General features: G+C 72.7%; 16 protein-coding genes. 9 read left to right on the top strand and 7 right to left on the bottom strand.

Features of this window, described 5'->3' with window-relative positions; all coding sequences use genetic code 11:
• Positions 1 to 108: 108 nt before the first annotated feature.
• The 3 genes from ACFQO7_RS15700 to ACFQO7_RS15710 form a co-directional block, all read right to left on the bottom strand.
• The gene (locus ACFQO7_RS15700; RefSeq protein ID WP_376807016.1) at positions 109 to 1,560 is read right to left on the bottom strand and encodes a glycoside hydrolase family 6 protein; all 1,452 of its coding nucleotides are present in this window, start codon (positions 1,558 to 1,560) and stop codon (positions 109 to 111) included.
• Between the two features lie 255 nt (positions 1,561 to 1,815).
• A complete protein-coding gene (locus tag ACFQO7_RS15705) occupies positions 1,816 to 2,805 on the bottom strand; it encodes an AEC family transporter (protein WP_376807017.1) in 990 nt (329 codons plus the stop codon).
• A 160-nt stretch (positions 2,806 to 2,965) separates the two neighbouring features.
• The gene (locus ACFQO7_RS15710) at positions 2,966 to 4,516 is read right to left on the bottom strand and encodes an AMP-binding protein (RefSeq protein WP_376807018.1); all 1,551 of its coding nucleotides are present in this window, start codon (positions 4,514 to 4,516) and stop codon (positions 2,966 to 2,968) included.
• 232 nt (positions 4,517 to 4,748) lie between these two features.
• On the opposite strand from ACFQO7_RS15710, the gene ACFQO7_RS15715 reads away from it, so the two are divergent.
• The gene (locus ACFQO7_RS15715; protein ID WP_376807019.1) at positions 4,749 to 6,017 is read left to right on the top strand and encodes an RCC1 domain-containing protein; all 1,269 of its coding nucleotides are present in this window, start codon (positions 4,749 to 4,751) and stop codon (positions 6,015 to 6,017) included.
• Positions 6,018 to 6,075: 58 nt separating this feature from the next.
• Here the strand turns inward: ACFQO7_RS15715 and ACFQO7_RS15720 are convergent, their stop codons facing one another.
• Complete coding sequence (locus ACFQO7_RS15720; protein WP_376807020.1) at positions 6,076 to 6,987, bottom strand: proteasome assembly chaperone family protein; 912 nt, start codon at positions 6,985 to 6,987, stop codon at positions 6,076 to 6,078.
• Positions 6,988 to 7,159: 172 nt separating this feature from the next.
• Positions 7,160 to 8,179, bottom strand: coding sequence for a hypothetical protein (locus ACFQO7_RS15725; RefSeq protein ID WP_376807021.1), 1,020 nt, complete (start codon positions 8,177 to 8,179; stop codon positions 7,160 to 7,162).
• Positions 8,180 to 8,279: 100 nt separating this feature from the next.
• Between ACFQO7_RS15725 and ACFQO7_RS15730 the strand changes: the two genes are divergently transcribed.
• The 4 genes from ACFQO7_RS15730 (at position 8,280) to ACFQO7_RS15745 (ending at position 13,108) form a co-directional block, all read left to right on the top strand.
• Positions 8,280 to 8,882 carry a TetR/AcrR family transcriptional regulator gene (locus ACFQO7_RS15730; RefSeq protein WP_360528330.1) on the top strand — a complete coding sequence of 201 codons (603 nt, stop codon included), beginning with the start codon at positions 8,280 to 8,282 and terminating at the stop codon, positions 8,880 to 8,882.
• 110 nt (positions 8,883 to 8,992) lie between these two features.
• Positions 8,993 to 10,966 (top strand): CocE/NonD family hydrolase, encoded by a 1,974-nt coding sequence (locus ACFQO7_RS15735; RefSeq protein WP_376807022.1) that lies wholly within the window; start codon positions 8,993 to 8,995, stop codon positions 10,964 to 10,966.
• Positions 10,967 to 11,024: 58 nt separating this feature from the next.
• Positions 11,025 to 12,335 carry an MFS transporter gene (locus ACFQO7_RS15740; RefSeq protein WP_376807023.1) on the top strand — a complete coding sequence of 437 codons (1,311 nt, stop codon included), beginning with the start codon at positions 11,025 to 11,027 and terminating at the stop codon, positions 12,333 to 12,335.
• Between the two features lie 170 nt (positions 12,336 to 12,505).
• Positions 12,506 to 13,108 (top strand): TetR/AcrR family transcriptional regulator, encoded by a 603-nt coding sequence (locus ACFQO7_RS15745; RefSeq protein ID WP_360528321.1) that lies wholly within the window; start codon positions 12,506 to 12,508, stop codon positions 13,106 to 13,108.
• A 104-nt stretch (positions 13,109 to 13,212) separates the two neighbouring features.
• On the opposite strand, the gene ACFQO7_RS15750 is transcribed toward ACFQO7_RS15745, so the two are convergent.
• Together ACFQO7_RS15750 and ACFQO7_RS15755 are read right to left on the bottom strand one after the other, a co-directional pair.
• Positions 13,213 to 13,998, bottom strand: a complete 786-nt coding sequence (locus tag ACFQO7_RS15750; protein WP_376807024.1) for a DUF6807 domain-containing protein — start codon at positions 13,996 to 13,998, stop codon at positions 13,213 to 13,215.
• Between the two features lie 48 nt (positions 13,999 to 14,046).
• Positions 14,047 to 15,111, bottom strand: a complete 1,065-nt coding sequence (locus tag ACFQO7_RS15755) for an arginase family protein (protein WP_376807025.1) — start codon at positions 15,109 to 15,111, stop codon at positions 14,047 to 14,049.
• 73 nt (positions 15,112 to 15,184) lie between these two features.
• On the opposite strand from ACFQO7_RS15755, the gene ACFQO7_RS15760 reads away from it, so the two are divergent.
• From ACFQO7_RS15760 to ACFQO7_RS15775, 4 genes are all read left to right on the top strand, one after another.
• Positions 15,185 to 16,288 (top strand): P1 family peptidase, encoded by a 1,104-nt coding sequence (locus ACFQO7_RS15760; RefSeq protein WP_376807026.1) that lies wholly within the window; start codon positions 15,185 to 15,187, stop codon positions 16,286 to 16,288.
• A gap of 332 nt (positions 16,289 to 16,620) precedes the next feature.
• On the top strand, positions 16,621 to 18,240 hold the full coding sequence (locus ACFQO7_RS15765) for a glycoside hydrolase family 13 protein (RefSeq protein ID WP_376807027.1): 1,620 nt from the start codon (positions 16,621 to 16,623) through the stop codon (positions 18,238 to 18,240).
• 77 nt (positions 18,241 to 18,317) lie between these two features.
• Positions 18,318 to 19,199 (top strand): alkaline phosphatase family protein, encoded by an 882-nt coding sequence (locus ACFQO7_RS15770; protein ID WP_376807028.1) that lies wholly within the window; start codon positions 18,318 to 18,320, stop codon positions 19,197 to 19,199.
• 1 nt (position 19,200) lies between these two features.
• Positions 19,201 to 20,064, top strand: coding sequence for an EamA family transporter (locus tag ACFQO7_RS15775; protein WP_376807029.1), 864 nt, complete (start codon positions 19,201 to 19,203; stop codon positions 20,062 to 20,064).
• Positions 20,065 to 20,088 lie beyond the last annotated feature (24 nt).

A 20,088-nucleotide genomic window follows, 5' to 3' on the forward strand; every position in this document is an offset into this window, starting at 1 on the left:
TTCGTGTCCGCCCAGGTCGAACACCGACCTCGGCGCGGCTGTTCCCACCACCGGCGGCCGGAGGGCCGATACGCAGCGTATCGGCCCTCCGGTCCTGCTCAGCGGCGTTCAGCTGCAGGTGACGTTGTTCAGCTTGAAGGCGGTCGGGTTGGTGTTGGTCCCGCTGTAGGACGCCTGGAAGCCGAAGCTGGCCGTCCCGTTCGTGGCGATGTTGCCGTTGTGCGCGGCGTTGCGGGCCGTGACGTTAGCCCCGCTGGCCGTGACCGTGGCGTTCCAGGCGTTGGTGACCGCCTGGTTGCCGCTGTACGTCCAGGTCAGCGTCCACGACGTGATCGCCGGCCCGCGGTTGGTGATGACCACCGAGACGACGAAGCCGTTGTTCCACTGGCTGTCCACCTTGTAGCTCACCGAGCAGGCCCCGGTGCCCTGGCTCGCCGACGGTGACGGCGAGGGCGGGGTCGACGGTGAAGCCGAGGGCGACGGCGGAGCCGACGGGGACGGCGAGGCCGAGCGCGACGGCGACGGCACCGTGGACGGGCTTGGCGGCGGGCTGGTCACGATGCCGTTCTGGGCCAGCGAGTACGCCAGGTCCGGCACGAACTGCCCCGCAGCCGCGGCGCAGCCGTCGGCCTCGCCCGGCGGCTTGATCCAGATGAACGCGTCGACGGTCGACTCGTTGGTGGCGGTCGTCGGTGCCTGCCCGGTGCCCCGGCCGGCCGGGTCGCACCACTCGCTGCCCAGCGGGCCCTTGCCGTTGCGGGCGGTGTCGATGACCTGGTGCAGGTTGCCGTTGCCGAGCGCGTTGAGCACGTTGCGGCCGAAGTTGACCTCGTCGGCGGTCCAGCGGAAGTTGGACGCGTTGGAGTAGAAGCCGGCCGCGTTGGACACACCAGCCGCCTGCAGCCGCGACGCGGTGTCCGACGCGCTGTTCCAGGCCGAGTGGCCCGCGTCGAGGTAGACCTTCGCGTTGGAGTTGACCTGCTTGAACTTCGTCACGGCGTAGCTGAGCGCGGAGTTGCGGTCGGCCTTGTCGCTCGACGACAGGCAGGTCTGCAGGGCCAGCGAGTCCGGCTCGAGGATGATCACGGCGGTGCGCGTGCCGAGACCCGCGGCGAAGCTGTCGATCCAGGTGCGGTACGCGCTGATGTTCGGCGCGCCGCCCGCGCTCGCCCCGCCGCAGTCACGGTTGGGCAGCATGTACGGCACCAGCACCGGGATCTGGTTCACGCTGTTCGCGGCGTTGACGTACGACGTGACCTGGGACTGGATGGTGCTCTGGTTGTAGTTGGCGAACCAGCGCGCCTGCGGCTGGCTGCCGATGCGCTGGCTGATCAGCGACGCGCGGGAGTCGTTCGGGTTCGCCGCGAGCCACTGGTTCACGCCGGACGTGGGATCGCGGTAGAAACTGCCGCTCAACGTGCCGGCGGCGGCTTCGGTGCTCGCCAGCAGCACCCCCGCCAGGGCGGTGGCGGCGGTCATGGCGGCGGCCGCGCCGAGCGCGACCAGGCGGCGGTCAGCCCGGCGGCGACGGCGTGGCGATGACTGGGGATCGGGGGTCAACGCATTCTCCTTGAGACGTCTGTGCAACGGTCGACGTGCAGATTCCTGCCCGGACCCGGCTACGACAGACGGCGCGGCCCGACGCCTCGCGTACGACCGAATGGTTCTGCCCTTCGCACGCGGCGCCTCAGCTCCACCCCCCATCATTCCCTCCCCCACCGAGGAAAGGAAGGGCACCTTCACATCGCTCTCCGTAGCGCAAGGGCACCTTGTTAACGCTCCACCCACGGTGAGCAGGCGCGGAGCAGGTCCGCGTCAGGCCGGGCCCAGCAGCCAGAGGATCAGCGTGAGGGTGCCCATCGACAGCAGGCTGGAGAAGAGGATCGCGTCCCTGCTCAGCGCGGTCGAGGCGCGGAACTCCGACGCGTACACGAAGGTGTTCTGCGCCGTCGGCAGGCCCGCGATCAGCGTCACCGCCAGCAGCGCCGCGCCGTCGAGGCCCAGCAGCCAACGCCCGATCACGTATGCCGCGACCGGCTGCGCGACCACCTTGAGCAGCACCGCCACGGTGACCTCCCGCCCGGGCAGCCGCCACGACTCCGTGTCCGTCTGGTGCAGCGACATGCCCAGCGCGAACAGCGCCGCCGGCACCGCCGCGCCGCCCAGCAGCTCCAGCGGCCGCAGCAGCCACTCCGGCGGCAGCCACCCGGCCGCGCTCGCGGTCACACCCGCCATCGACCCCAGGATCACGGGGGTACGCAGCGGCAGCATCGCCAGCCGCCGCCAGCGCGACGCCGCGGCGCTCCCGGCCCGCTCCCCCGCCCCGGTGCCGTCCTCCGGACCGGACGCCGGCCGGTCCAGCTCGGCCCGGTGCGCGGAGGCGTCGAGCCGCCCGACGATCAACGGGGTCACCAGCATGGTCTGGAAGACCAGCACCGCCATGATCAGCGAAACGTCGTCGAGGACGTACACCGCCACCGGCACGCCGAGGTTGCCCGCGTTGACGTACGCCGACGCCATCGCCGCGATGACCCGGTCCCCGTCGGGGCCGGGCATGAGCCGGCGCGCGACGAGGTACACCGACAACCCGATCAGCAGCGTGCTCAGCGCGACGGCGGCCAGCGGGCGCAGCGGCAGGTCGCCGAGCGGCACCTTGACCAGTGACGTGAACAGCACGCACGGGATCGCGATGACGAAGGTGAAGTTCGCCAGCGCCTGCTGGGTGGCCCGGGTCAGCACCCCGAACCGCATCGTGCCCCAGCCCAGGGCGGTGATCATCCAGATCGGAGCGAACGCGGCGAACACCTGGTCACGCTAGTCCTCCACCCGACACGCCCGCGCGGCCGGGTGCCGGACACGCCCACCGGGCCGTCGGGCCCGCCTGCCCCTGCTCACCCCGCTCCCCGCGTTAAGAAGGGCGCCTTCTGTAACGCGGAGCGTTAAGAAGGCGCCCTTCCCTTGCCCATCAGAGCTGGGCGCGGAGGTCCTTGCGGAGGATCTTGCCGGAGGCGCTCTTGGGGATGGCGTCGACGAAGGTGACGGCACGGACCCGCTTGTACGGCGCGACCCGCTCGGCGACGTAGTCCTTGACGTCCTGAGCACTCAGCTCGGCGCCGGGTGCGGCCGCGACGAAGGCGTGCGGGATCTCCTCGCCCTCGGCGTCGTGCCCGGCGACCACGGCCGCGTCGGCGATCAGCGGGTGACCCAGCAGCACCGCCTCCAGCTCGGCCGGCGGCACCTGGTAACCCTTGTACTTGATCAGCTCCTTGACCCGGTCGACGATGAACCAGTCCCCGTCGGCGTCGACCAGGCCCACGTCGCCCGTGTGCAGCCAGCCGTCGGCGTCGACGGTCGCGTCGGTGTCCTCGCGGCGGCCCAGGTAACCCTGCATCACCTGCGGTCCCTTGATCCACAGCTCGCCGGGCTCGCCGGTGCCGAGGTCGTCGCCGGTGGCCACGTCCACCACCCGGGCCAGCGTGTTCGGGATCAGCGGGCCGACCGTGCCGGGCTTGACCCGGGTGTCGCCGTGGACCTGCGCGTGCGACACCGGCGACAGCTCGGTCATGCCGTAACCCTGCTGCACCACGCAGCCGAGCCGGGTCGCGCAGGCCTGCGCGAGTTCGCCGTCGAGCGGGGCCGCGCCGGAGAACACGACCTGCAACGCCGACAGGTCGTACTGGTCGACGAGCGGGTGCTTGGCCAGCGCCAACACGATCGGCGGCGCGACGAACGCGCGGCTGACCTTCTGGTCCTGCATCGCGGTCAGGAACTCGACCAGGTCGAAGCGCGGCAGCACGATCAGCGTCGCGCCCTTCGACAGGGCCATGTTCATCAGCACGGTCAGCCCGTAGATGTGGAAGAACGGCAGCACCGCCAGCACCTTGTCGGCGGGGTCGTACTTCACCACCTGCTGGGTCTGCGCGATGTTGGCGACCAGGTTACGGTGGGTGAGCATGACGCCCTTGGCCACGCCGGTGGTGCCGCTGGAGTACGGCAGCACGGCCAGCGCCGCCGCCGGGTCGATGTCCACCACCGGCGCGGGCTCGGCCGTGGCCATCAACTCCTGGACCGAGCGGTATCCCTCGGCCGTGTCGCAGACGAGGATCTCCTGCACCTGCGCGGCGGCGGCGCTCGCGCGGTCGAGGAACGGCGACACGGTGACCAGCAGCTTCGCGCCGGAGTCGGCGAGCTGGGTGGTCAGGTCCTTCGGGGTCGCCAGCGCGTTGACGGTGGTGACCGTGGCCCCGGCGGCCAGGGCGGCGTGGAACACCACCGGGTAGAGCAGCGTGTTCGGGCTGAACAGGGCCAGCACGTCGCCCGGCCGCAGCCCGGCCCCGGCCAGCCCGGCGGCGAGCCGGTCCACCATGTGCGCGAGCTGCGCGTACGTCAGCGTCTGCCCGGTGCGGCCGTCGACGAGCGCGGGATGATCGCCGCGTGCCGCCGCGGGTCCGATCACGAGCTGCGGGACGGAGACCTCAGGGATCTCCACGTCGGCCATGGGGCTGGAAAAGGGCATCGTCGCCTCACTCTCGTACGCGGTGCACGTCGAAGTTCCGTCATCATGCGTGCACGTTCACCGTTCGGCAATACCCCGGCAACGGTCGGCGACGATCCGGACCGGTCCGCCGTCGCGCGTCGCGATGATCGCCGGACCGCCCTGCGATACAACTAGCACGAGGCCGTGAGCTGCGCTTTCATCGCGCGCTCGGTGCGGCCGACTCATGTCGCAACCATGCGGGGGAACGTACATGCGACCTGTCACGACAGGACTGCGCGCCTTGGGGGCCGTCGCCGTCACCACCATGATCGCCCTGGCGGCGCCACACGCCGTCTGGGCAGAGGACGTGAAAGGCGGTGGCAGCCACGGTGGCGGCAGCCACGGCAAACCGAAGCCGAAGCCGAAACCGCAGGCGCCGGTCGCGGGCGTCGAGTCCTGGGGCTTCAACGACTCCGGCCAGCTCGGCGACGGCACGTTGATCACCCGGCCGAGCGCGGTCAGCGCCGCCGTGCCGGACGAGGTCCGCGACGTCGAGGGCGGCGGCCGGTTCAGCCTGGCGCTGCTGCACAACGGCACGGTCAAGGCGTGGGGCGACAACGACGACGGCCAGCTCGGCGACGGCACCACCATCGACCGGCCGATCCCCGGCTCCGTGCCGAACGTGCGCGGGGTGAAGGCCCTGGCCGCGGGCGGGGCGCACAGCCTCGCCCTGCTCAACAACGGCACCGTGCTCGCCTGGGGCGACAACGCCCGCGGCCAGCTCGGCGACGGCACCACCGACGACCGCACCACCGCGGTCCCCGTCACCGGGCTGACCGGGCTGAAGGTCGTCGGCATCGCGGCCGGCTCGCAGTTCAGCCTGGCGCTGCTGGCCGACGGCACGCTGCGCGCCTGGGGCGACAACCGCTCCGGCCAGCTGGGCACCGGCGAGGCAAGCCTCGACCCGCAGACCACGCCGGTGACGGTGGGCGGACTGGCGGGCGTACGGGTCAAGCAGGTCGACGCGGGTGACAGCCACGCGCTCGCGGTGCTCGGCAACGGGACGGTACGCGGCTGGGGCGAGAACTCGCGCGCCCAGGTCGGCACCGGCACCGCCAGCACCGCCCCGGTGCCGACCCCGACCCCGGTCGTCGACCTCACCGGGGCCAGGACCGTCAACGCGGGCGGTTTCTCCAGCCTGGCGATCCTGGCCAACGGCCGGGTGAAGGGCTGGGGCGCGAACGGCGACGGCCAGCTCGGCCTCGGCACGACCGCGACCCCGCAGCTGCGCCCCGCCGAGGCGGTCGGCCTCACCGGCGTCGTCGACATCTCCACCAACGGGTCCGGAGCGGGCCTCGACGGCGGCTTCACCGTCGCCATCAGCAACGGCGTCATCAAGGCCTGGGGCGACAACGCGTCCGGCCAGGTCGGCATCGGCTTCACCGGGTTCGACCCGGTGCTCGTCCCGGCGACCGTGGTGACCGGGCTGGACAAGCCGAAGGACGTCTCGACCGGCTTCCAGTTCGCCCTGGCCACCTGAGCAGACATGGCGAAGGGGTGGCACGCCACGCGTGCCGCCCCTTTTCCGTCGTACCTGGTCAGCCCTCGCTCTTGTCGCCCTTGCTGTGCTCGGCGAGGAAACGCTCCAGCTCCGCGCCCAGCTCGTCGGCGGTCGGCAGCGGCGCGGGCTCGGTCAGCAGGTTGCTGGCGCGGCCGCGCATGAACGCGTCGTACTGCTCCTCCAGCGCCTTGACCACGGCCGCGGCCTGGTGGTTGTCGGTCAGCTGGCGTTCGATCTCGGCGCGCACCCGGTCCCCGGCCTCGCGCAGGTCCTCGGTCGGCAGCAGCAGGCCGGTGGCCCGCGACACCGAGGTCAGCAGCAGCTCGGCCGCCTGCGGGTATTCGCTGTCGGCGAGGTAGTGCGGCACGTGCGCGGCGAAGCCCATGGCGTCGTGCCCGGCCTCGCCCAGCCGGTACTCCAGCAGGTTGGTCATGCTCGCCGGGACCTGCACGTCGGCGATCCAGGGCTCGTGCCCGACCACCAGTTCGGGCCGGGTGCCGTGGGCGGTGATGCCGGCGGGGCGGGTGTGCGGCACGGACATCGGGATCGCGTGCACGCCGATGGTCAGCCGCACCTGGAGCTGCTCGATCAGCCCGGTCGTGGCGGCCACGAACCGCTCCCACTGGAAGTCCGGCTCGGGGCCGGTGAGCAGCAGGAACGGGGTGTCGTCGTGGTCGCGCAGGGCGTGCAGCTCCAGCTTGGGCTCGTCGTACGCCTCCCAGTGGTCGGCCGAGAAGTGCATCAGCGGACGGCGGGAGCGGTAGTCGTAGAGCTGGTCGAGGTCGAACTCGGCCACCACGGTCGACTCCAGCGAGTCGAGCAGGTGCTCGCGGGCGAGCTTGCCGGCCGAACCGGCGTCGACGAACCCGGAGAGCGCGTGCAGCAGGACCGGACGGCCCAGCTCGGGCAGTTCGTCGGTCAGCTGGTAGAGCTTCTGTGGGTCGAGCACGTCGTTCGCCTCCTGCAGATGGTCGTTCCACCGAAGCCAACAACGCGCACGGGGAGCGCATTCCTGTTCCGGAACACCATCGTTCCGGATTCCCGCGCCGCCGTCTAACGGAACCCCGTTCCGCAGGGGGATACGCCGGGCGCGCAGGCGGGCGCGCCCGGCGTACGTCAGCTCAGGCTGCCACCGTAGCGCCGAGCCGGCGGGCCGCCTCGTGCGCCTCCGCCTCCTCCGGCAGCCCCTGCTCCTTGCGCCCGAGCCGGCCGAGGCCGACCAGGGCCAGGCCGAGCAGCGCCCACGAGGCCAGCACCCAGGCGGCCGGGCCGCCGCCCGCGCCGCCGAACCAGGCGGCCGAGCGCAGCAGGGTCGCCCCGGCGCCGATGGGCAGCCACTGGCCGAACTCGCCCCAGGGCTGCGGCAGCATCTCCGGGGCCGCGCCGACCGCGCCGAGCGCGTTGCCGACCAGCAGGATGAGCACCGCACCCACGCCGATGCCGCGCGGGCCGGCGACGGTGGCCAGGCCGTGGATGGTGGCGCTGATGGCCATGGTGAGCAGCGAGATGACGCCGGCCACCGCCCACCGGTCGCCGCCGACGACCCCGAGCCAGCTGTGCAGCACGGCCGCGCCACCTACGCCGGCCAGCGCCGCGAAGGTGAACAGGCCGACGACTCGGGCCGCGAAGCCCGGCACGGCGAAGTAGAGCGCGATGGCGGCGGCCATGGCGGTGATGATCAGCGGGAAGAAGCCCGCGGCGAAGCCTGCCCCGTGCGGGTCGTCGGCGGTCAGCGGGGCCAGATCCTTGACCGTGACCTGCATGCCGGTGCCCGCGCCGAGCTGGGTGGCGGCGGCGGCGAACAGGTTCGCGACGGCCGGGGCGGCGCCCGAGGCGGTGTGCAGGGTGACGCCGGTGGGGCTGAGGATGAACGCGGCGTACGCCTCCCGGTCGAGCACCGCCGCGTCGGCCGCCGCGGCGTCGGCGACCGCGGTGACCTCGAACGCGCCCGGGCTCATCGACTCGATCTTGGATGTGAACGCCTCGACGGCCGGCGCGGGTCCGGCGACGGCCACGGGCAGGTCACGCGGACCCAGGTTGGCGGCGGGCCCGGCGAACAACGGCAGCAGCAGGGCCTGCAGGGCCATCACCCCGACGGCGATGACCACGGCCAGGGCCGCCGGGGGCGGGGTGCGGCGCATGGTGGATCTCCTTAAAACGAATGTTCGTTCTCTTTAGCAGAACCATGCGCCCGATCCCCGCCACCTGTCAAGAACGATCGTTCGTTTTATGATGAGAGCCATGCCACGCGTCTCCGAAGCCCACCTCGCCGCCCGCCGCCAGCAGATCCTCGACGCCGCACGGGCCTGCTTCGCGCGCAACGGCTTCCACGCCACCTCGATGCAGGACGTGATCTCCGAGGCCGGGCTGTCGGTCGGCGCGTTCTACCGCTACTTCAAGAGCAAGGAGGAGCTCGTCACCGCCATCGCCGAGCAGGTGATCGGGCGGGTCAGCGACCTGCTCGACGAGGTGCGCGCGATCGACCCGCCACCGCCGATCGAGGACGTGATGCGCCGCCTGCTGCAGACCGTCGACCCGCAGTTCAGCCCGGAGGGCGTGTTCCCGATGGCGCTGCAGGTCTGGGCCGAGTCACTGCGCAACCCGGAGCTGGCCGCGTTCGTCCGCACCATCTACGGGCGGGTCCGCGGCCACTTCGACGAGATCGCCCGCGACCAGCAGGCCGCCGGGCGGCTGCCCGCCGACGCCGACCCCGAGGCGGTCGGCGCGGTGCTGTTCAGCATGGTGCCCGGGTACGCGTTGCAGCGGGTGCTGCTCGGCCGGCCCGATCCGGACACCTTCCTCGCCGGCATCACGGCACTCCTGCACTCTCCTGACAAGAACTGAGACCCGGTCATACGGCTGTGACCTGGGTGACCGCTGCGGTTCATGCGCGCTTTGTTGACTGATGACTCAGTCAGCAAGTAACCTTGCGGGGAACCGGGAGGGGTGTCGGCATGGCCACGCGGGCCGCAGGGCGCAGCGAGCAGGTCTGGATCACCATGGACGACGGCATCCGGCTTGCCGCGTCCCTGTTCCTCCCCGCCAGCGACGCCCCGCAGCCCTGCCTGCTGGAGGCGCTGCCCTACCGCAAGGACGACATCACCTCCTCGTACACCGAGGAGTACGAGCGCCTGCGCGACGAGTTCTCGTACGCCGTATGCCGGGTCGACCTGCGCGGCACCGGCTCCAGCCAGGGCGTCGCCGTCGACGAGTACCCGTTGCGCGAACAGGACGACCTGGTCGCCGTCGTCGCCTGGCTGGCCGCTCAGCCCTGGTGCGACGGCGGCGTCGGCATGTACGGCACGTCCTACTCCGGGTTCAACGCGATCCAGGTCGCCATGCGCCGCCCGCCGGCGCTGAAGGCGATCGTGCCGATCTACGCGACCGACGACCGCTACACCGACGACGTGCACTACATGGGCGGCTCGCTGCGGCTGCTCGACGTCGTCGACTACCCGACGTACATGATCGCGATGAACGCGCTGCCGCCGGTGCCGTCGATCGCGGGGCCGGACTGGCGCGAGCGCTGGCACGACCGGCTCGACCGCACCGAGCCCTGGCTGCTGCGCTGGCTCGACGAGCCCCTCGACGGCCCCTACTGGCGGCACGGCTCGCTGCGCGACTCGTCTTTGGACACCGGCGAGAGCTACGGCAACGACTACGCCCGGATCGCCGTGCCCACGATGGTCGTCGCGGGCTGGGCCGACGGCTACCGCAACAACAGCTTCCGCACCGTCGCGCAGCTGCGTGACGCGGGCACCCCGGCACGGCTGCTGGCCGGGCCGTGGAGCCACATGTCCGCCGAGTCCGCGCTGCCCGGACCGCACCTCGACCTGGTCGCCGAGCTGGCGCGCTGGTTCGACCGCTGGCTGCGGGGCGCGGACAACGGGGTGGACGCGGAGCCGCCGTACACCTTCTTCCTGCGCGAATCCGGCGGCGCCCCGGAGCCGGACGCGGCGCAGGTCGCCGGGTCCTGGCGGAGCATGCCGGACTGGCCGAACACGACCTGGCGCTGCCCGCGGTCCTGGGCGATCGGCGGTGGCACGCGGGTGCTCGCGGTGCGCGCCGACACCGGCACCGCGGCGTGGAACAGCTGCGCCGGGCGGCTGCCCTGGGGCCAGCCCACCGACCAGCGCTTCGACGACGCCGCCTCGCTCACCTGGGATCTCCCCACCGAGACGGAGCCGCTGACGCTCATCGGGCCCGGCTGGGTCAGCCTGCGCGTCGCGGCCGACCAGCCGCTGGCGAGCGTGTCCGTCAAGCTGTGCGACGTCGCCGACGACGGCACCTCGACGCTGATCACGCGCGGATTCCTCAACCTGGCCCACCGCGCCGGCCACACCGAGCCGGTCCCGCTCACGCCGGTCGAGTTCACCGACGTCGAGGTCGAGCTGGAGACCTGCGCCTACACGGTGCTGCCCGGACGCCGGCTGCGGCTGTCGGTCAGCGGCGTGGACTGGCCGAACACCGTCGCGCCGCCGCGCCCGGTGACCCTGGCCGTGGACGGCGACCGCAGCACGATCCACCTGCCCGCCCCGCAGAACCACGACCCGGCGCCCCGCTACGACCAGGGGCAGCGTGCGGTCGAGGGCGACGCCGTGGCGTGGCGGATCAGCGACGACGTGATCGACCGTGTCACCACGGCCACCGTGGAGCACGGCTCGACCTGGGACATCGCCGGCGGCACCTGCACCGACCGGTACAGCGCCTCGGTCACCGTCGACCGGCGCACCTGGCGGCAGACGTCGACGTCCACCGCCCGGTTCACGCTCACCTGGGGCGAGACCAGCGTGAGCACCGAATGCGCGGTCGAACTGACCGCCGACGCCGACCACCTGACGGTCGCGATCACGCTGCAGGCGTACGACGGCGCCGCCGTCGTGAGCAAGCGCTGCTGGAACCACCAGGCGGCCCGCCGCTTCGGTTGACGCCGCCCACCGCGCCGACGTCGACCCTTTCCTCACTTCCTGCTTGGGAGCCCTTTCCATGTCCGGCCTCGCGGTCGTCACCGCTGCCCGCCGTTACCGTGCCCTGATGGCCAGCCCGGGTGTCGCCCGGGTGGCGCTGCCGTCCCTCATCGGCCGCCTGCCCTACGGCATGGCGACCCTCGTGTTCATCCTCGCCGTCCAGCACGGCACCGGCTCGTACGCCGTCGCCGGCATCGCCACCGGCGCGCACTCGGCCATCACGGCGTTCACCTCGCCGTGGCTGGGCCGGCTGTGCGACCGCGGGCACGCCGTCGCGGTGCTGCGGGTCACCGGCGTGCTCTACGCGCTGCTGCTCACCGGCATGGTCGCCGCACTGTGGACGCACCAGCCGGTAGCCCTGATCATCGGCCTGGCCGCGCTGGCCGGAGCCGCGAACCCGCCCGTCGGCGCGGTCACCCGCGTCGTGCTGCCCGGCCTGGCCCCGGCACACGTGCAGACGGCGTACGCCTTCGACGCCATCACCGTCGAGCTCACCTACGTGCTCGGGCCGATGCTGATCGCCCTGGTCACGGCGGCCACCAACCCGTACGTCGCGGTGATCGTCACCGCCCTGCTGGCCACCGTGGGCTCGCTGGGCCTGGCCGCCGCACCCGGGCTGACCGCCCGTTACCGCGAGGTGCGCACCGCCGCGCTCGCCGCCGCGGCCACCACCTCGGACCTCAGCGCCGCCGCTCGCACCCGCGCGCTGCGCGCCAACCGCCTGATGCGGCTGAGCCTGGTCGTCGTGCTGGTCGTCGGCGCGCTGGAGGCGGCCGCCTACGGCGTGATGGAGGTGGCGATCCCCAAGTACGCCGCCGACCTGGGCGCGCCGCAGGCCGCGGGTGCGGTGGTGGCCGCCTGGAGCGCGGGCTCCATCGTCGGCGGCGTCTGGTTCTCCGGGATGAACCCGAAACTCGGCCAGGCGAAGCTGTTCGCGCTGCTGCTGTGCCTGAACACGGTCGGCTTCGGCGCGATGCTGCTGGCCTTCGGCCTGCCCAGCCTGGCGCTGATCCTGTTCCTGGGCGGCATGGTCATCTCCCCGACCACCGCGGTCGAGTGCGCGCTGGTCACCCGGATCGCCCCCGCCGGGCGCAGCACCGAGGCCTTCACCTGGGTCGGCACCGGCATCTACGTCGGCTTCGCGGCCGGCTCGTCGATCTCCGGCCTGATCATCAACCAGGGCACCAGCCTGAGTGTCGTCATCCTGATCGCCACCGCCATGGTCGGCACCGGAGCCCTGCTGGCCATCACCGCCAGCCGCCGCATCGCCGCCGACGCCGCCGCCAACCCCGACCCCGCCGCCTTCCCCACCCCCGCCGCCGCCCACTGACCCCCTGACCTGCCGCAACTCTTAAAGAGTCGCGGCCTCATGGCTCCCGTGAGGCCGCTAGTCCGTAAGAGTTGCGACTGGCCGGGGCGGGCGCGCGGGCCGGTGGGCAGGGCCTGGTCGGCGAGTTGGTGGATGGTGGGGCATGGACGGGCGTGCGTTAGGGTTCAGCGGTGGCTCGACGAACTGCCGAAGTGCGCCTGGACGCGCTGCTGCGCACCGCAGTGGACGTGATCGTCGAGCGCGGCTTCGCCAACACCCGCACCGCCGACGTCGCCAAGGCGGCCGGGGTCAGCCAGGCGCTGGTGTTCTACCACTTCACCAGCAAGGACGCGCTGCTGGCGCAGGCGTTCGCGTACGCCGCCGAGCAGGACATGGCCCGGCTGCACGCGGTGATCGACTCCAACGCGTCGTCCGTCGAGAAGCTCAAGAAACTGGTGAAGCTGCTCGCCCCGACCGGGCGGTCCAAGTCCTGGATGATGTGGATTGACGGCTGGTCGGAGGCGCTGCGCACCCCTGAGCTGGAGAAGGTGTCGCGCCGCATGGACCTGCGCTGGAAGGAGGGCCTCACCGAGGTCATCGCCAACGGGGTCGCCGACGGCTCGTTCACCTGCGACGACCCGGCCGGCGCGGCCTGGCGCATCAACGCCATCATCGACGGCCTCGCCGTCCAGCTCACCGTCCACGAAAAGGCCATCTCCCGCAAACAGGCCTTCGAATGGATGCGCATGACCGCTGCCCGCGAAGTAGGCCTCGACCCCGCCGCCCTGGCCTGACGCCCCGCCGTCACACGGCCGGGCCGGCGCGCACTTTCCGGAAACTGCACGAATCAGCGCCGCTATTGCCGCAGTTTCCCCGAAACTGCCGCGACCTGCCTGCCTCAGTCGCTGATCACCACGCGGAGGGCGCCGGTGCGGGTATCGCCCGGCTCGATGACCCGGGTGTGCTCGTAGGCCCAGGCGGCGCAGACGCCCGGATACCCGGTCGAGCCCTCGGTGGTCCGCACGAACCAGCGGTCGCCGTCGCCCAGGCCCGAGAACCGCAGGGTGTACGCCGCCCCGCCCGACTCGCCCCGCCAGACCAGCTCGGGCTCCGCACTCCCGTTGACCTGCTCCTCGCCGGTCAGGTCTCCCGCGGTCAGCCCCAGGTTCGGCCCCGGCGCGACACGCCAGAAGCACCCGCCGTAGCCGGCCCCGCCCGGCCGCCCGTTCGTCGCCGGGCTGCCCAGCGTCACGGTCTGCTCGGCGGTCAGCGCCCAGCCCAGGTCCAGCGCCCAGGACCGCTCGTCGAGGTAGGTCGCCGCCATGGTGCGCCGTTCCGACAGCAGCACCTTGCCGTCCGCGCCGCGCCAGGCCAGCCGCTGGGCGAACCCGTCCGGCCGCACCTCGTCGAAGCCCTCGCCGGTGATCGACCCGTGGTCGTCGAGCCAGGTGTACCCCTGGTCGCGCACGTACGTACGCCCGCCCCAGAGGTTGTTGCGGTTGACGTCCTGCATGGCCAGCGACAGGCCCAGGTGCCACCGGTGGTCGGCCGGCAGCGTGTCGGTGACCACGGTCCCGGCGAGCGTCCGGATCGGATGCAGGTGGGGCCGCGGCCCGAGGGTCGCCTCGATCTCCAGGCCCGAGCGGTATGCCGCGACCACCCGTCCCGCCACCGTGAACTCCACGCGGACCCGCCACCTCTCCCGTTGCGGAAAGCGCTTACCGCAGAGAGGTTAGCGGGTTCCGGTGACGCCCGCCAGGGTGGCGACCGTCAGCGGGCCGAGCGTCGGCAGGTGGTAGCCGCCCTCGTGCACGGCGACGACGGGCAGGCCCAGCTCACGGACCAGCTCGCCGGTGCGGCCGTAGCCGTCCTCGGTGACCTGCAGCGGGCTCTCCGGGTCGTCCTTGGCCGCGTCGACGCCCAGCGAGAGCACCACCGCGTCGGCCCGGTCGCCGACGAACTCGACGAGCCGGCGTACCCCGGCCAGCCAGCCCTCGTCGCCGGTGCCCGGGGCCAGCGGCACGTTCAGATTCGCGCCTTCGCCCGCACCGGCGCCGGCCTCGTCGGCGAAACCCGCGTAGTGCGGGAACCAGCCCTCGCCCGGGTCCACGTGCACCGAGGTGTAGAGCACGTCGGCGCGGTCATAGAAGATCGACTGAGTGCCGTTGCCGTGGTGGGCGTCCACATCGACCACGGCGACCCGGGCCACGCCCGCCCGCCGCAGCGCCAGCACCGCCACGGCGGCGTTGTTGAGGTAGCACGAGCCACCGAAACCGCTGCGGGTGGCGTGGTGGCCGGGCGGGCGGCAGATGGCGTACGCGGCCCGCTCCCCCGCGGCGACCAGGTCGGCCGCGGTCGCGGCGGCGTGCGCGGCGGCCCGTGCCGCGGGCCAGGTGCCCGGACCGACCAGGGTCATCGTGTCGTAGCAGAACTGCCCCGCCCGCGCATGCGTGGCCGTGGGCCGGCGCACCGGCAGCCCCTCCAGCATCGCCGGGGTCGGGAAGACGTACGGCACCACCCGGTCCTGATACTCCACGTAACCGCCGTCGGCCCACTGGCCGTAGACGCCTTCGAGGTGCGCCAGCAGTTCCGGCGTGTGCGCCTGGGCGAGCAACTCGTCCCCGAGTGGCCGCGCCTCGACCAGCCGCGCCCCGGCCCGCACCAGCGCCGAGCGCAGCACGGTGGCCCGCTCGGGCAGTTCCGTGCCGGGTGTGCGCACCCCGATCCAGATCTCCGCGTCCGGCACGTGCCGCAGCACGTCGTCGCTCCACACCACGGGCAGGTCCAGCTTCGCCATCCCGGCATGATGCCAGCGCAGACGGCCCGCGACGGGGATCGTTACTGAGTCGAGACTCAGTTAGGCTGCGCCCATGCCTCGTGTTGACGACCTCGGCATCACCATCGGTGAGCTGCCCAGCGGCCCCAGCCGCTCCATCCTCGACGTGCCCGGCGTGGGCGTCGGCCACACCACCGTGTGGCGCGACGAGGAGCCTCCGCCGGCCGGACGGGGTGTCGCCCGCACCGGGGTGACCGTGCTCGACCCGGGCGGCAACGCGTTCCGCGAGCCGATCCCGGCGGGCGGCGCGATCCTCAACGGGGCCGGCGAGTGCACCGGTTTCATGTCCGCGCAGGAGTGGGGCCTGGTCGAGACGCCGATCTTCCTGACCTCCACGATGCAGCTGGGCCGGGTGTACGACGCCGCCTGCGAGCTGCTGATGGAGTCCGAGCCCGGCATCGGCGACGACGACGTGGTCATCCCGGTGGTGGCCGAATGCGACGACAGCTTCCTGTCCGAGTCCCGCCGCATGCAGGTGACCCGCGACGACGTGGCCGCCGCGCTGGACGCCGCGCGGGCGAGCGCCGCCGCCGCCGAGGCCGACCGCGCGGTGGGACGGCCCCCCGCCGCGCCCGCCGAAGGCGCGGTCGGCTCGGGCACCGGTATGAGCTGCCTGGGCTTCAAGGGCGGCATCGGCACCGCGTCCCGGGTGCTGCCGTCGGGTCACACCCTGGGTGTGCTCGTGATGACGAACTTCGGCGAGCGCGGTCGCCTGACGGTGTCCGGTGTCCCGGTCGGACAGCTGCTGCCGCCCGCGCCCGCCCCGACCGCCCCGCCGGCGGGCTCCTGCATCGTCATCGTGATCACCGACGCGCCGATCGATCCGGCGGGCTGCCGGCGGCTGGCCCGCCGCGCCGGGCTCGGCCTGGCCCGCACCGGCTCCACCGCGCACCACGCCAGCGGCGAGATCTTCCTGGCCCTGGCCACCGGCCTGCGCGCCCCGCGCGGCACGGCCTCCACCGTCACCCCGCTGCAGGGCCGCCAGCTCGACCCGTTCTTCGCCGCCGTGGTCGAGGCGACGGAGGAGAGCGTCCTCAACAGCCTGCTCAACGCCCCGACGGTGGTCGGCCGCAGCGGCAACACGTCGGAAGGCCTGCCGGTCGACCGCGTCGCCGCCCTGCTCGCCCTGCATTCGTAGGCCATCGGGCCGCCCACTACCGCCGCTCCTGCGCTTTCTCGTTGAACCTGCGAGCACGCCCGAGAGCGCTGTTGCACGGGACCCGCCGTCGCACGGGGCCGTGGCCGCCCCGTTCGGTCCGGGCGCCCACCAAGATCGCTCGAATTGCCTGGCACCTGTGGGAAACGCGCTCAAGATACGCACAGGTGCCGGGCAAGTCGGGCGATCAACGAGGTGAACGGGCCGTTGACCGTGAGTGAAAGGTCCCGGTAGGGTGGGCGACCGCGATGGAAAACGTTTTCCATCGCGTTACCATCGGGCCACGTACCCGCACTCGCCCATCGGAGCCGGACATGTCCTCACGACACGAACACCCCTGGTGGCGTGACGCCGTCATCTACCAGGTGTACCCGCGCAGCTTCGCCGACGGGAACGGCGACGGCCTCGGCGACCTCACCGGCCTGCGCGAGCGCCTGCCGTACCTGCGCGACCTCGGCGTCGACGCGGTCTGGCTGAGCCCCTGGTACGTCTCCCCGATGGCCGACGCCGGCTACGACGTGGCCGACTACCGCGACATCGACCCGGTCTTCGGCACCCTCGCCGAGGCCGAGCGGTTCATCACCGAGGCCCACCAGCACCACCTGCGGGTCATCGTCGACGTCGTGCCCAACCACTGCTCCGACCGGCACCCGGCGTTCCAGGCCGCGCTCGCCGCCGGACCCGGCTCGCCCGAGCGGGAGCTGTTCTGGTTCCGCCCCGGCCGCGGCGAGCACGGCGAGCTGCCGCCCACCGACTGGGGTTCGCACTTCGGCGGCCCGGCCTGGACCCGGGTCCCCGACGGCGAGTGGTACCTGCACATGTTCGCCCCCGAGCAGCCCGACTGGAACTGGGACAACCCGGCGGTGCCCGAGGACTTCCAGACCACGCTGCGCTTCTGGCTCGACCGGGGCGTCGACGGGTTCCGCATCGACGTCGCCGATCACCTGGTCAAGGACCCGGCGTTGCCCGACGTGGCCACCCTCGGCCCGAACGTGATCCGGCCCTGGCGCGACCAGGAGGGCGTGCACGAGATCTACCGCGAGTGGCGCAAGATCGCCGACTCGTACCCGCAGCGCGGGGTGTTCGTCGGCGAGCTGTGGGACGACGACCCCGACCGGTTCACCCGCTACCTGCGCCCGGACGAGCTGCACACCGGCTTCAACTTCCCGTTCCTGTCCTGCCCCTGGGACGCGGCCGCGTTCCGCGACGTCATCGACACGACGCTGGCCACGCACGCCATGGTCGGCGCGCCCGCGACCTGGGTGCTGTCCAACCACGACGTGGTACGGCACGTCACCCGCTACGGCCGGGCGCACACCGCGCACTCGTTCGACGACGCCAAGCACTTCGAGGCCAGCGACCTCGCGCTCGGCACCCGCCGCGCCCGCGCCGCCGCGCTGCTGACCCTGGCGCTGCCCGGCTCCGCCTACGTGTACCAGGGCGAGGAGCTGGGGCTGCCCGAGGTCGAGGACATCCCCGACGCACTGCTGCAGGACCCGCGCTGGCTGCGTTCGGGCTTCACCGACCGGGGCCGCGACGGGTGCCGGGTGCCGCTGCCCTGGTCCGGCGAGGCCGTGCCGTACGGCTTCAGCCCGGACAGGGCGGCCGCCGACCCGTGGCTGCCGCAGCCCGCGAGCTGGGCCCGGCTGTCCGCCGCCGCGCAGACCGGGGACCGGCGCTCGATGCTGGAGCTGTACCGCCGCGCCCTGCACGTGCGCCGCACCGAGCCCGACCTCGGCGACGGCCCGATGCAGTGGCTGCCCTCCCCCGACGGCGTGCTGCTGTTCCAGCGCGGCGACGGCTTCGCCTGCCTGGTCAACCTGAGCGACGCCCCCGCCGAGCTGCCGCCCTACGAGTACCTCCTGCTCACCAGCGACCCGCTGGAGGACCTGAAGGTCGCCCCGAACAGCGCCGTCTGGATGCGCGTCGCCTGACCTGCCCTGACCCACCTGCCCGCCAGCCCGCGGCGGGCAGGACCACGACCATGCCCTGAACACCCTGGAGCCACCGCATGAGCGCACACATCCTGGTCGTCGGCATCGACGGAGTCCGGCTGGACACCGCACGCGCGGCGCACACCCCCCACCTGGACACGATCGAGCGTGAAGGGTGGCTGGCCGAGTTCGAGCCGAGCACCGACGCGCCCACCCTGTCCGGGCCGACCTGGGCGTCGGTCGCGACCGGGCTGTGGCCGCGGGTGCACGGCATCTACGGCAACGTGTTCTCCGGCCACCGCCTCGACGCCTTCCCCGATGTGTTCACCACGGCCAAGCGCCGGGGTTTCACCACGTTCGTCGGGGCGAGCTGGGCCCCGCTGGTCACCACCGCGTACGGCGGCCCGATGTTCGCCTCGCCCAGCCTGCTCACCTTCGCCGACGGACACACGCTCGGCCACGACACCGCCGACCAGCACGTCGCCGACGCCGCCGCGCGGGCCCTGGGCCAGGGCACGTTCCACGCCTCCTTCGTCTACCTCGGCGAACCCGACGAGGTCGCCCACGAACTGGGCACCGGAGCCGAGTACACGGCCGCCATCGAGCGCGCCGACCGCCGCCTCGGCCAGGTCCTCGACGCCGTCCGCGCCCGCCCCCGGTATGCCGAGGAGAGCTGGACGGTCCTCGTCGTCACCGACCACGGGCACCGCGACGAGGGCGGCCACGGCGGTCGCAGCCGCTGGGAGCGCACGGCGTGGCTGGCCGCCTGCGGAGCGGGCATCGGCGCCACGCCGCCCGCCGACGTCAGCCACGTCTCGGTCGCCCCGACCGTGCTGGCGGTGCTCGGCCAGCCCCTGATCGGCGAGAGCCACCTCGCGGGCACGTCCCTGGTGCCCGAGCGCCGGCCCGCCCCGGCCGCAGAGCCTGCCGCGACCGCCGAGCCCGTCGCGGTGGCCTGACGTGTCGCTCGCCGCTTTCGCCCTGGTCGCCGCGTCGGTGCTGTGCCACGCGACGTGGAACCTGCTGTCCAAGCGGGCCGCCGTCGCGGGCACCGTGTTCGTCGCGGTCTGGTCCGTGGTCGCCGCGCTGATCTGGGCCCCGTTCGGCATCTGGGCGCTGGTCACCGGCTGGGACGCACTCGGCTGGGGCAGCCTGGTCCTGCTCGGCGGCGCGGCGCTGCTGCACACCGGCTACTACCTGCTGCTGCAGCGCGGCTACGCGGTCGGCGACCTGTCGGTGGTGTACCCGGTCGCCCGGGGCCTGGGCCCGGTGCTGATCTGCGCCGTCGCGGTGCCGTTCTTCGACGAGGACCCCGGCCTGCTCGGCTGGGCGGGCACGCTCGCGCTGTCGGTCAGCGTCGCACTGATCGGCAAGCCCTCCCCCGACGCCCTCAAACGCAAGGCCCCCATCCTGTACGCGCTGGCGACAGGCGTCTTCATCGCCGCGTACACCCTGTGGGACCGCAACGCGGTCGCGGTCGCCGTGCTGTCGCCGATCCTGGTCAACTGGGGCGGCGACACCGGCCGGGCGCTGCTGCTGGCCCCGTGGCTGATCCGGCACCGGACGAAGGTCAAGCAGGTGTGGCGCGAGCACCGGCGCGAGGTGTTCGGCACCGCGATCTGCTCGCCGGGGGCGTACATGCTGGCCCTGACCGCGATGACGATGGCCCCGGTGACCGTGGTCGCGCCGCTGCGCGAGGTCAGCGTGCTGCTGGTGGTGTTCCTCGGGGCGCGGTTCCTGGGCGAGCGCGACATGTGGCGGCGGCTGATCGCCGCGCTCGGCGTGGTCGTCGGCGCGGTCGGCGTCACCCTGGGCCGCGGCTGATTCGCGCCCGGCCGCGACGGCACC

It is taken from the genome of Catellatospora aurea (genome assembly GCF_042663325.1).
GTDB lineage: Bacteria > Actinomycetota > Actinomycetes > Mycobacteriales > Micromonosporaceae > Catellatospora > Catellatospora aurea.

Bases quoted from the DNA above. Each gene is read 5' to 3' on its own strand.
- ACFQO7_RS15735 (WP_376807022.1), top strand. From the start codon at position 8,993: ATGGCCACGCGGGCCGCAGGGCGCAGCGAGCAGGTCTGGATCACCATG.
- ACFQO7_RS15740 (WP_376807023.1), top strand. From the start codon at position 11,025: ATGTCCGGCCTCGCGGTCGTCACCGCTGCCCGCCGTTACCGTGCCCTG.
- ACFQO7_RS15715 (WP_376807019.1), top strand. From the start codon at position 4,749: ATGCGACCTGTCACGACAGGACTGCGCGCCTTGGGGGCCGTCGCCGTC.
- ACFQO7_RS15760 (WP_376807026.1), top strand. From the start codon at position 15,185: ATGCCTCGTGTTGACGACCTCGGCATCACCATCGGTGAGCTGCCCAGC.
- ACFQO7_RS15770 (WP_376807028.1), top strand. From the start codon at position 18,318: ATGAGCGCACACATCCTGGTCGTCGGCATCGACGGAGTCCGGCTGGAC.
- ACFQO7_RS15755 (WP_376807025.1), bottom strand. From the start codon at position 15,111: ATGGCGAAGCTGGACCTGCCCGTGGTGTGGAGCGACGACGTGCTGCGG.
- ACFQO7_RS15725 (WP_376807021.1), bottom strand. From the start codon at position 8,179: ATGCGCCGCACCCCGCCCCCGGCGGCCCTGGCCGTGGTCATCGCCGTC.
- ACFQO7_RS15730 (WP_360528330.1), top strand. From the start codon at position 8,280: ATGCCACGCGTCTCCGAAGCCCACCTCGCCGCCCGCCGCCAGCAGATC.
- ACFQO7_RS15710 (WP_376807018.1), bottom strand. From the start codon at position 4,516: ATGCCCTTTTCCAGCCCCATGGCCGACGTGGAGATCCCTGAGGTCTCC.
- ACFQO7_RS15765 (WP_376807027.1), top strand. From the start codon at position 16,621: ATGTCCTCACGACACGAACACCCCTGGTGGCGTGACGCCGTCATCTAC.